Genomic DNA, 11,819 nt, shown 5'->3' with positions numbered 1-11,819 from the left:
AACCCCTCTCTCCCCACCCCATGACCGGCCTGATCCGCATCCGCGGTGCTCGACAGCACAACCTGAAGAACCTGGACCTCGACGTGCGCACCGGCGAGATGACCGTGGTGACCGGGCCGTCGGGCTCCGGCAAGTCCAGCCTGGTGTTCGACACGCTCTACGCCGAGGGCCAGCGCCGCTACGTGGAGACCTTCTCGGCTTACGCGCGCCAGTTCCTGGACCGCATGGACCGGCCGGCAGTGGACAAGGTGGACGGGGTGCCGCCGGCGATCGCGATCGACCAGACCAACCCGGTGCGCACCTCGCGGTCGACGGTCGGCACCATGACCGAGCTGAATGACCACCTCAAGCTGCTCTATGCGCGGGCCGCCGAGCTGTTCGACCGCAAGACGGCCAAGCGGGTGCGCCATGACACGCCGGACACCATCTATGCCGAGCTGCTGGAGCGTTGTGCCGCCCACGGCGATCCACGCCTGGTGGTCACCTTCCCGGTGGAGCTGCCGGCCAGCGTGACGCCGGCGGAAGTGGAGCAGTGGCTGTCAGCCAGCGGCTTCACGCGGGTGCAGGCCGAGCGGGTGGTGGGCGAGCGCAAGGTGCTGGATGTGGTGGCGGACCGCTTTCGCATCAGTGGCGCGGAGAAGGTGCGGGCGATGGAGGCCATCGAACTCGCGCTCAAGCGCGGCTCCGGGCGGGTGAACATCTATGTGCTGAAGGAAGAGGGTGAGCCCGACCTCTGGCGCTATTCCACCGGCCTGCACTGCCCCGACAGCGACCTGCGCTACGGCGAGCCGCAGCCGGCGCTGTTCTCCTTCAACTCGGCCGTCGGCGCCTGCGAGGTCTGCCGCGGTTTCGGCCGCGTGATCGGCGTGGACTTCGGCCTGGTGATCCCGGACGAGCGCAAGACCTTGCGCTCCGGTGCCATCAAGCCGATGCAGACGCCGGCCTGGAAGGAATGCCAGGACGACCTGATGAAGTACGCCGGCGAGGCCGGCATCCCGCGCGACACCGCCTGGGCCCAGCTCACGCCGCAGCAGCGCGCCTGGGTGATCGAGGGTTCGCCGCACTGGAACGGCAACTGGAACAAGCAGTGGTACGGCGTCAAGCGCTTCTTCGAGTACCTGGAGAGCAAGGCCTACAAGATGCACATCCGCGTGCTCTTGTCCAAGTACCGCAGCTACACGCCGTGCCTGGCCTGCGGCGGCGCGCGCCTGAAGCTGGAGGCGCTGCTGTGGCGCCTGGGCTCCAAGGCGGATGCGGACTCGGTGCTGCCGCCGGCCAAGCGCGTCATGCCGGTGGGCGCCGACTGGCACCGCGAGCAGCTGGAAGCGCTGCCGGGCCTGAGCGTGCACGACCTGATGCAGCTGCCGCTGTCCACCCTGCGGCGCTTCTTCGACGGCATCTCGCTCAGCGACGCGCTGCTGGACGAAGCGCTCAAGCTGCTGCTCGATGAAATCCGCACCCGGCTGCGTTACCTGTGCGACGTGGGCCTGGCCTACCTCACGCTGGACCGGCAGAGCCGCACCCTCAGCGGCGGCGAGGTGCAGCGCATCAACCTCACCACCGCGCTCGGCACCTCGCTGGTCAACACCATGTTCGTGCTGGACGAGCCGAGCATCGGCCTGCACCCGCGCGACATGAACCGCATCGTGGAGGCCATGCACCGGCTGCGTGATGCCGGCAACACGCTGGTGGTGGTGGAGCACGACCCGGCGGTGATGCTGGCGGCCGACCGGCTGATCGACATGGGCCCCGGCCCGGGTGAGAAGGGCGGCCAGATCGTCTTCGACGGCACGCCGGAGGACATCCGCCAGGCTGACACCCTGACCGGCGCCTACCTGGGCAACCGCAAGCATGTGGGCATGGGCATCCGCCGCTTCGTCAACGAGAGCACGCCGAAGCTGCTGCTCGAAGGCGGGCGCGAGCACAACCTGAAGAACGTGAGCGTGGAGTTCCCGCTGCAGCGCCTGGTGTGCGTGACCGGCGTGTCGGGCTCCGGCAAGAGCACCCTGATGCAGGACGTGCTGTACCCGGCGCTCGCGCGCCACTTCGGCAAGGCCACCGAAACCCCGGGCGAACACGACCGCCTGCTGGGCGCCGACTGGCTGGCCGATGCGGTGTTCGTGGACCAGAGCCCGATCGGCAAGACGGCACGCTCCAACCCGGCGAGCTACGTGGGCGCGTTCGACGAGATCCGCAAGCTGTTCGCCGAATCGCCCATGGCCAAGGAGCGCAACTACGGCCCCGGCATGTTCAGCTTCAACGCCGGCGATGGCCGCTGCCCCACCTGTGGCGGCTCGGGCTTCGAGCATGTGGAGATGCAGTTCCTCTCCGACGTGTACCTGCGCTGCCCCGACTGCGATGGCACGCGCTACCGCGCCGAACTGCTGGAGGTGAAGATCGTGCGCGGGCCGCGGCAGTTGTCTGTCGCCGACGTGCTGGAGCTCACGGTGAGCGAAGCGGCGCAGCTGTTCAAGGAGGACCGCGAGGTCATCAACAAGCTGCAACCCATCGTGGACGTGGGCCTGGAATACGTGCGCCTGGGCCAGCCGGTGCCCACCCTGTCGGGCGGCGAGGCGCAGCGGCTGAAGCTGGCCGGCTTCCTGGCGGAGGCGGCGTCCACTGCCAGCGCGTCACGCCAGGCGGTGGCGAAGAAAGGCACGCTGTTCCTGTTCGACGAGCCGACCACCGGACTGCACTTCGACGACATCGCCAAGCTGATGCGCGCCCTGCGCAAGCTGCTGGACGCGGGCCATTCGCTGCTGGTGATCGAGCACAACCTCGACGTGGTGCGCGCGGCCGACTGGATCGTGGACCTCGGCCCGGAGGGCGGCGACGCTGGCGGCGAGGTGGTGTGCGTGGGCACGCCGGAAGACGTGAAGGCCTGCAAGGATTCGCACACCGGCCTGGCGCTGCGCCAGTACGAGCAGCAGATGGGGTACGCGCTGCAGGCAGAAGAGGGTGTGCCGCTGCAGACCTACCTGAAGAAGGCGCGCCGTGCGGCCGCCGAAGGCGACGATGCGATCCGCATCGTGAACGCGCGCGAGCACAACCTCAAGTCGATGTCGGTGGACATCCCACGCGGCAAGTTCAGCGTGGTCACCGGCGTGTCCGGTTCGGGCAAGAGCACGCTCGCCTTCGACATCCTGTTCAACGAGGGCCAGCGGCGCTACCTGGAGTCGCTGAACGCCTATGCCCGCAGCATCGTGCAACCGGCCGGCCGGCCCGAGGTGGATGCGGTGTACGGCATTCCGCCCACGGTCGCGATCGAGCAACGCCTGTCGCGCGGTGGCCGCAAAAGCACGGTGGCCACCACCACCGAGGTGTGGCACTTCCTGCGGCTGCTGTATGTGAAGCTGGGCGTGCAGCATTGCACCAAGGACGGCACGCCGGTGATGCCGCAAAGCGCCGAGAGCATCGCGGCGCAATTGCTGCGCGATCACCGCGGCCAGCATGTGGGCCTGCTGGCGCCGCTGGTGGTGAACCGCAAGGGTGTGTACACCGACCTCGCCAAGTGGGCCAAGGCGCGCGGCCACACCCACCTGCGGGTGGACGGCGAGTTCATCAAGGTCGACCCCTGGCCGCGGCTGGACCGCTTCAAGGAGCACACGCTGGAGCTGCCGGTGGGCGACATCGTGCTGCAGCCGGAAAACGAAGCCGAGCTGCGGGCACTGCTGGCGAAGACGCTGGACATCGGCAAGGGCGTGATGCACCTGCTGCATCCGCTCGACGGCCTGGCGGACCTGATGGAACGCGGCGCCTCCACCGCGGCGCACGGGCAGGTGAAGGTGTTTTCCACCAAGCGCGCCTGCCCCACCTGCGGCACCAGCTACCCCGAGCTGGACCCGCGCATGTTCTCCTACAACAGCAAACACGGCTGGTGCACCACCTGCGTGGGCACCGGGCTCACGCTCACGCGCGAGCAACGCAAGGCCTATGACGATTCGGTGCGCGACGACGACAACCGCGGCCGCGAGCAGAGCTTTCCATCCGAGGAGACCGAGGTGGAGGGCGTGGCCGACGAGCCCTGCCCGGACTGCCAGGGCGCACGCCTGAACGAGGTCTCGCGTGCGGTGACCTTCGAGCGCCGGCCGATCAACGACGTGGCGCGCGACTCGGTGGGCGAGGCCCGCCACTGGATCGAGCTGCTGGCGCTCACCGGCCGCAACGCCGAGATCTCGCGCGACGTGGTCACCGAAATCCGCAGCCGGCTGGAGTTCCTGGAGGCGGTGGGCCTGAACTACCTCACGCTCGACCGCGCCGCGCCCACCTTGAGCGGCGGCGAGGCCCAGCGCATCCGCCTTGCCGCTCAACTCGGCAGCAACCTGCAGGGGGTTTGTTATGTGCTGGACGAGCCGACCATCGGCCTGCATCCGCGCGACAACCAGATCCTGCTGAACGCCCTGCAGACCTTGAGCGACAAGGGCAACACGCTGGTGGTGGTGGAGCATGACGAGGACACCATCCGGCGCGCCGACCACATCATCGACATCGGCCCCGGCGCCGGCAAACGCGGCGGCCGGGTGATCGCCCAGGGCCGCGCCGAAGAGCTGGCCCGCCATGAGGATTCACTCACCGGCCGTTTCCTCGCCCACCCGCTGAAGCACCCTATCAAGGCACGCCGGCCGGTGGACGGCAACGGCCTCGCGTTGCAGCTGAAGGGTGCCAGCCTGCACAACCTGCAGCGCCTGGACGTGCGCGTGCCGTTGCAGCGCCTGGTGGCGGTGACGGGGGTGTCCGGCTCCGGCAAGAGCACGCTCGCACGCGACGTGCTGCTGGCCAACGTGCAGGCGGTGGTGAACAACCGCGGCAAGGCCACCCTGCTGCACGGCTGCGCGGCGCTGGAAGGCAGCGGCGCGGTGGACCGTGTGCTGGAGGTGGACCAGACGCCGATCGGCAAGACGCCGCGCTCCTGCCCGGCCACCTACATCGGCTTCTGGGACGCGATCCGCAAGCTGTTCGCCGAGACGCTGGAGGCCAAGGCGCGCGGTTATGCGCCCAACCGCTTCAGTTTCAACACTGGCGAAGGCCGCTGCCCCACCTGCGAAGGCCAGGGCATGCGCACCATCGAGATGAGCTTCCTGCCCGACGTGAAGGTGCCCTGCGACCAGTGCCACGGGTTGCGCTTCAACGCCGAGACGCTGGCGGTGAGCTGGCGCGGCAAGAGCATCGGCGACGTGTTGGCGATGGAGGTGGACGAGGCGGTGGACTTCTTCGCCTCCATGCCCAGCATCGCGCATCCGCTGCAGCTGCTGAAGGACGTGGGCCTGGGCTACCTCACCCTGGGCCAGCCCTCACCCACCTTGAGCGGCGGCGAGGCGCAGCGCATCAAGCTGGTCACCGAACTGAGCAAGGTGCGCGACGACGTGACCCGGCGCGGGCAGAAACCGCCGCACACCTTGTACGTGTTGGACGAGCCCACGGTGGGCCTGCACATGGCCGACGTCGAAAAGCTCATCCGCGTGCTGCACCGGCTGGTGGACGGTGGCCACAGCGTGGTGGTGATCGAACACGACCTCGACGTGATCGCCGAAGCCGACTGGATCATCGACCTGGGGCCGGAGGGTGGCACGAACGGCGGCCGCGTGGTGGCCGAAGGCCCGCCGGAGGATGTGGTGGCGGCGCAGACGCACACCGGCGTGGCGCTGGCGCCGGTGCTGGCACGCTGAAGGCCCCCAAGCTTTTCCTCTTGACAAGCTGAACCCGAGGAACATGCTCTTGAGCTTGCACGTCTGTTAGCCGCGCAAGGGAAGCTTCAGCCTGCCGAATGGTGGGAAGGTTCCGTGCCGGCGCTGCTACACGGCCACTCCCTCATGGCGCATTTCGCTCGATCCGACATGCTCCGCCGGTGGGGTGGTGGCAACCGCCTTGCCAGGCGATTGCTGATCGCATTGGTCGGTTTCAGCTCTATCATCACGGCCGTCATCACCACCGTCGACCTGTACACCGGTTACCGGCGGGATCTGCAGGCGATCTCGGAGTCGCTGCGCTTCATTGAAACGAGCGCCGTTCCGTCGCTCTCGCGCAGTGTCTGGCAAGTCGACGGCGAGCTCACCCAAAGCCAGCTCGATGGGCTGCTGCGCCTGCGCGACATCGAGTACGCGGGCATCGAAGTGCAGGGCCGCACACGCTGGGCCGCAGGCACCGTCACATCGAGCAGGCAGCAGGTGGTGACATTGCCTTTGGCGCAGACGGAGGGCGGCGCTACCGTCGGCATCGGCACATTGCGCGTCGTGGCCGGCATCGACCACGCCATCCAGCGCGTGTGGGACCGCGCGTTGATCGACCTGCTCTCCAACGGCATCAAGACACTCCTGGTGGCCGGCTTTGTGATGGTGGTGTTTCACCGCCTCGTGACCCAGCACCTGATGCGGGTGGCCGATTTCGTGAAGCAGATCGAAATCCACCCGGGAGGCCTCGCCGCGCCGCCCGAGACCCTGAACTTGCGAAGGCCTGCCAGCAAACCCGGCCAGGCGGACATCCTGGACACGGTGAAGGACGCAATCAACGGGCTGTTGCGATCGCTGTATCGAGCGCAGGTGGACCTGCACGCCTCGCATGAGCGGCTGTCGGAGAGCGAGTTGCGCTTCCGGCTGGCGATGGAGGCGGCAGGGGCGGGGTTGTGGGACTGCGACTTCGCCGCTCGCAGGCTCTATGGCAACGAGCAGAGCGCGCGCATCCTGGGGTTGTCCGCGAAGGAGCTGGCGGTCGCACCGCGGTTCTGGCGCCGGCTACTGCATCCGGACGATGCTGCCGGGACGATGGAAACGATCAGGCAGCACCTTGCGGGCGCAACGTCCGACCTGCGCATCGAAGCGAGGATGCGCCATGCACGCGCAGGATGGCGGTGGATGTCCGTGCGCGGCGGTGTCGTCGAACGCGGTGCCGCCAACGAACCGCTGCGCGCCGTGGGGGCGCTGGTGGACATCGACAGCCGCCGGCTCGCGGAGGAAGCGCTGCGCGACGCGAACCGGTACCTCGAGTCCCGGGTGCGCGAGCGAACCGCGGCCTTGCAGGAGGCCCGCGACGAAGCAGAGCGGGCCAATCAGGCGAAGTCCGACTTCCTTTCGCGCATGAGCCACGAGTTGCGCACCCCGCTGAACGGCATCCTCGGTTTTGCGCAGATCCTTCAAGCCGAGACGGCGCTGAACGAGCGCCAGGCGCGTGCGGTGAACATCATCCAGCAAAGCGGCCAGCACCTGCTGACGCTGATCAACGACATCCTCGATCTCGCGCGCATGGGGGCTGCGAGCCTGGACCTGTATCCCGAGCCGGTGCAGCTGGGGCCCTATCTCGGTGTCATCGGCGAGATGGTGCGCGTGAGCGCCGAAGCCAAGGGACTTCGCTTCAGCCTGAGCGTTCAGCAGGACCTGCCGAGCGTCGTGTGCGTGGATCCGAAGCGGCTGCGGCAGGTGCTGCTGAACCTGCTGTCCAATGCCGTGAAGTTCACCGACACGGGCGAGGTGGTATTGCGCGTGCGCCGCGTGCCGGCCGGTGCCACCGTCTTGCGGTTCGAAGTGCAGGACTGCGGCATCGGCATGAATGCAGAGCAGCTCGCCCGGCTCTTCCGGCCCTTCGAGCAGGTGTCCGATGCCAAGCGGCGGCAGGGCGGCACCGGGCTGGGCCTGGCGATCAGCCGCGAGCTGGCGCGGGCCATGGGCAGCGACCTTCACGTGGAAAGCCGCTTGGGCGAGGGCAGCCTATTCTGGTTCGACCTGCCACTGCCTGCCGCCGAGGAAACCGCCGTCTCGGGCCGCCTGCACACCCTGCCTCCGCAAGCCACCCAAGGGGAACGCTGATGATGCGCTTTGTCCACCTTTCACTGGCCGCCTTGCTGGCATGGCACGGCTGCATCGCGGCCGTCGAACTGGTGCGCTACCCGGTGCGCGAGACAGCCGGGGACCGCCGCTACGACTATCCCCGCAAACTGCTCGAACTGGCGCTCTCGAAAAGTGGCGGGGACTACCGGGTGGTGGATGCCTCGGTGCGCATGAACCAGGAGCGCCAGGTGCTGGAGCTCGAGGCGGGCCGGACCATCGACGTCGGCCCGATACCCACGTCGGCCGAGCGGGAGCGCCGGCTGCTGCCGGTGCGCATTCCGCTCAACCGGGGCCTTCTGGGATGGCGCATCGGCCTCATCCGCAAAGGGGAGCAGGGCCATTTCTCGCACATTGCGCGCCAGGCAGACCTGGCGTCGATTCGCATCGCGCAAGGGGCCGAATGGCCGGACACGAAGATCCTGCAGGGCAACGGCATCCAGGTGAAAACCGGGTCCACCTACCCGGGCCTGTTCGAGATGCTGGCCGACGGGCGCTTCGACTACTTTCCCCGCAGCGTGATGGAGATCTGGGACGAGCAGCAGGTGCACCGCGACAAGCTCGACATCGAGCAGCGCGTCGCACTGCACTACTTCTACGACTCCTACTTCTTCGTCAGCCCGCGCAACGTGAAGCTCGCCGAGCACATTCGCAAAGGGCTGGAAGCGGCGATTGCCGACCAGTCGTTCGAGAGGCTGTTTCTCGAATACTGGGGCGACCACGTGCGCCGGGCGCGATTGCAGGAGCGTGTCGTGATCGAACTTCGCAACCCGCTGCTGACTCCCGAGACGCCTGCTGAGCGCAAGGAGCTGTGGTTCGACCCCGTGCGAGGCCGCTGACCCCGCCTTACATCAGCGTCTGGTCAAACGCCGCCGCGGCGTTGTCCAGCATCGGCAACTCGTACTGCACCAGCAGTTGCAGGGCGCGGCATTGCAGGCTGATGGCGTCGTGGCGGTCGCCGCTGCGGTCCAGCACGTCGCTCACCCGCAGCAGCACATGCACTTCCCATTGCGCGTCGGCGGTGCGGCTGGCGCGGGCGGCGGCGTCGAAGCAAAGGTCGCGCGCGCGCTCGCGCGCCAGGCGGGCGGCCACGGGGTCGTCCTCGATGCAGCCGTCGGCCCGTTGCACCGCCAGCTCGGCCAGCTCGCACAACAGGTCCACGCCGGCGTCCGCCCCGCCCACGCAATCGGCCCAGCGCAGCGCCTGCTGCAGGTAGCTCTCGGCCTGGGACAAGGCGCCCAGGCCGCGATAGGCGCGTGCCACGAGGGCCAGGGCCTGCAGCCGGGCGGTGGGCGCCGCGCCTGCCTGCTCGGCCAGTTCCAGCGTGCGCAGCGCCAGGGTCAGCGTGTCGCGTGCGGCGCCGTCCACCAGCGCCAGGGAGGGGTGCGAAAGGGTCTGCATGGTTGACCCATGCTAGGCGCCGGCTCCCCTGCGGAAAGCCCCCCGTCTCGGGGGCGCGCCCTTGGTTCGCGGGGGCGCTGCGCGTGGCGGAAATCACGCCGCTGCACAAACCCGGTTGCGGCCCTCGTTTTTCGCGCGGTACAGCGCGTCGTCGGCACGCTGCATCGCCTGGGTGGCGTCGTCCGCTTCGCCCACATCGGCCAGACCGATGCTCACGGTCACCTGCAAGCCTGGCGCGAGCTCATCCCAGGGATGCTGCTGCACCGCGGCGCGCAGGCGTTCACAGACCTCCAGCGCCGCGGCTGGCAGCGAATCCACCAGCACCACCAGGAACTCCTCGCCACCCAGGCGTGCGGCCAGGTCCCGCGTGCGCAGGCGCTCCTGCAGGATCTGCGCGACCGTGCGCAGCACCTCGTCGCCCACCGCATGCCCGTATTGGTCGTTCACGCCCTTGAACCAGTCCACGTCCATCACGGCCACCTGCAGCGGCTGGCCCTGGGCGCGCGCCTGCGCGATCAGCTGGGGCAGCGCCTGGTCGGCGCGGCGGCGGTTGTGCAGCCCGGTGAGCGCATCCTCGTGGGCATCGCGGTGCAGCGCCTGCGAGTGCGCCTCCAATGCGCGCTTCTGCGCCTCCAGCTCGCTGGCCTTGATGCGTTCGCGCGCGGCGTCCATCAGCGCGCGGTCGGCCATCTGCAGCGCATGCTCCATGTCCAGCCGGTTCACCATCAGGCGCGCCTGGGCCTGCGCTTGCAACGCCGAGCGCTGCATCTCGATCGCGTAGTAGGCCTCGCAGTGCGCCAGCGCCGGCTCGAAGCGGCCCAGCGCCTTGTAGGCCCGGTACAGCGCGGAATGCACCCGCATGCGGGTGGTCTCGTGGTCGGTGCCGCGGCGCAGGTCGTCCAGCACCGTGTGCAGCAGCTGCACGGCCTCCTCGTGCCGGCCCTGCAGCAGGCGCATCTCGCCCAGGTTGTGGCGGCTGCGCATCTCCACCGCGCGATAGCCGTGGCTGCGCGCTTCGGCCACCGCATCGTCCAGCAGGGCGCCGGCCTGCTCGAAATCGCCCGCGATCGCCAGCACTTCCGCCAGGTTGCCCTGGGTGACGATGCGCCGGTACACGTCGCCGTCGCGCCGCGCCATCGCCACCGCCTGGCCGCCGTACTGGCGCGCGCGCTGCAGCGCCTGGTGCGCCACCTCGGGGTCGCCGCGGCGCGAGTGCAGGTGATAGGCGCCCAGCGTGTTGGCCATCAGGTTGTTGAGCGCCTGCACCGTGTCGTCGAAGCTGCGCTGCTCGCGCGCCCGCGACAGCGCCTGCAGCAGGAAGCGCTCGCCCTGGTCGGGGTCGCCCAGGCGCTCGTGGCACACGCCGATGCGGTTGAGCGCCAGCGTGGTTTCGCGCTGCAGGCCGTGGGCACGCGCCAGCTCGAACGCCGCGGTGGCGCTCTTCAGCCCCTCTTCATGCAGGCCGAGCTCGGTGTAGCTCACTGCCAGCAGGCACAGCGCATCGGCATGGCCGGCCGGGTCGCCCACCTCCTGCCACAGGTGCAGCGCCTCGCGGGCGGCCACCACGGCGTCTTCGAAGCGGCCCAGGCGCCACAGGTGCTGCCCTTCGAGCGAAAGTGCCTGCGCCAGCCGCAGGCCGCTTTCGGCCGTGAGGGCCTCGCGTGCCTGCTGGGCCTGGGCCAGGCCGCTGCGGTGGTCGGCACTCGCCAGCGCCCCGCGTGAGGCAGCCAGCAGCGCCGCGACCGCATCGGGCGGCGGTGTTGCCGGTGAAGGAGGCACAGCGTCGCGGTCCACGCGGGTCATTGTGCAGGCCGTTGGCTCCACGATGTCAGGTGCCGGCGCGCCGGACGGTGCCACAGTGCACGCTTGGCGCGCCGTTGCGGCCCTCAGGCGGCGCGCGCCGGGCGGCGGCCAGAGGGCGCCCAGGCGCGCCAGGCACGCCAGCCGAGCAGCACCCCCAGCACCGCGGCATACACCGACCACTCGGCAAAGTTGTGCTTGGCCGCCCGCATCCAGAAGAAGTGCAGCAGGGCCAGCAGCGCGGTGCCATACACCGCCCGGTGCAGCGCCTGCCAGCGCTGGGGCCCCAGCGCCTTGATGGCCCGGTTGAAGGAGGTGGCCGCCAGCGGAACCATCAGCAGCCAGGCGGAAAAGCCCACCAGGATGAACGGCCGTTTGGCGATGTCGCGCGCGATCACATCGAGCTCGAAGCCCTGGTCCAGCCAGCTGTAGCAGGTGAAATGCAGGCAGCCGTAGAAGAAGGTGAACAGGCCCAGCATGCGCCGCAAGCGTGCCAGTGCGTGCAGGCCGGTCCACTGGCGCAGCGGCGTGATGGCCAGCGTGAGGCACAGGCCGCGCAAGGTCCAGTCACCGGTGCGGCGGATCAGCGCCTCCGCCGGGTTGGCGCCCAGCTGGTCGGCGATGGCCGCATAGACCAGCCACGCCAGCGGCAGCAGGCATAGCGCAAACAGCACCGGCTTGGCGGCCGGGTGCAGCAGCAGCGTTTTTCTCAATGCAGACATTCCTCGACCAGCACGCGGGGTGCCCTTCGCATGCCACCCGCGAAGCCCAGCGGCTGCCGCGGATCCGGCTCCGCCGGGCCGC

Annotated in this window: 6 protein-coding genes; 3 read left to right on the top strand and 3 right to left on the bottom strand. The window is 69.1% G+C overall.

The genetic code is table 11. The features are described from left to right. Positions 1–20 precede the first annotated feature (20 nt). From uvrA to VPH43_RS02835, 3 genes are all read left to right on the top strand, one after another. Positions 21–5,666, top strand: a complete 5,646-nt coding sequence (gene uvrA, locus VPH43_RS02845) for an excinuclease ABC subunit UvrA (RefSeq protein ID WP_328576127.1) — start codon at positions 21–23, stop codon at positions 5,664–5,666. Between the two features lie 144 nt (positions 5,667–5,810). Continuing rightward, a complete protein-coding gene (locus VPH43_RS02840) occupies positions 5,811–7,796 on the top strand; it encodes an ATP-binding protein (protein WP_328576126.1) in 1,986 nt (661 codons plus the stop codon). Next, positions 7,796–8,653 carry a hypothetical protein gene (locus VPH43_RS02835; RefSeq protein WP_328576125.1) on the top strand — a complete coding sequence of 286 codons (858 nt, stop codon included), beginning with the start codon at positions 7,796–7,798 and terminating at the stop codon, positions 8,651–8,653. The genes VPH43_RS02840 and VPH43_RS02835 overlap by 1 nt, the downstream gene beginning before the upstream one ends. A 7-nt stretch (positions 8,654–8,660) precedes the next feature. Here the strand turns inward: VPH43_RS02835 and VPH43_RS02830 are convergent, their stop codons facing one another. From VPH43_RS02830 to VPH43_RS02820, 3 genes are all read right to left on the bottom strand, one after another. Beyond that, positions 8,661–9,215: a hypothetical protein gene (locus VPH43_RS02830; protein ID WP_328576124.1), complete on the bottom strand. Its 555-nt coding sequence runs from the start codon at positions 9,213–9,215 to the stop codon at positions 8,661–8,663. A gap of 93 nt (positions 9,216–9,308) precedes the next feature. Next, a complete protein-coding gene (locus VPH43_RS02825) occupies positions 9,309–11,009 on the bottom strand; it encodes a tetratricopeptide repeat-containing diguanylate cyclase (protein ID WP_328576123.1) in 1,701 nt (566 codons plus the stop codon). A gap of 92 nt (positions 11,010–11,101) precedes the next feature. Next, positions 11,102–11,737, bottom strand: a complete 636-nt coding sequence (locus VPH43_RS02820; protein WP_328576122.1) for a sulfite oxidase heme-binding subunit YedZ — start codon at positions 11,735–11,737, stop codon at positions 11,102–11,104. Positions 11,738–11,819 lie beyond the last annotated feature (82 nt).

This window comes from Ideonella sp. BN130291 (assembly GCF_036231905.1).
Classification (GTDB): Bacteria; Pseudomonadota; Gammaproteobacteria; order Burkholderiales; family Burkholderiaceae_C; genus CAMLIZ01.
This window is presented reverse-complemented; position numbering and strand designations above follow the sequence as displayed.

What these genes read in the sequence shown, in the direction of transcription:
- uvrA (WP_328576127.1), top strand. Translation starts at nt 21, where the DNA reads ATGACCGGCCTGATCCGCATCCGCGGTGCTCGACAGCACAACCTGAAG.
- VPH43_RS02840 (WP_328576126.1), top strand. Translation starts at nt 5,811, where the DNA reads ATGGCGCATTTCGCTCGATCCGACATGCTCCGCCGGTGGGGTGGTGGC.
- VPH43_RS02835 (WP_328576125.1), top strand. Translation starts at nt 7,796, where the DNA reads ATGATGCGCTTTGTCCACCTTTCACTGGCCGCCTTGCTGGCATGGCAC.
- VPH43_RS02830 (WP_328576124.1), bottom strand. Translation starts at nt 9,215, where the DNA reads ATGCAGACCCTTTCGCACCCCTCCCTGGCGCTGGTGGACGGCGCCGCA.
- VPH43_RS02820 (WP_328576122.1), bottom strand. Translation starts at nt 11,737, where the DNA reads ATGTCTGCATTGAGAAAAACGCTGCTGCTGCACCCGGCCGCCAAGCCG.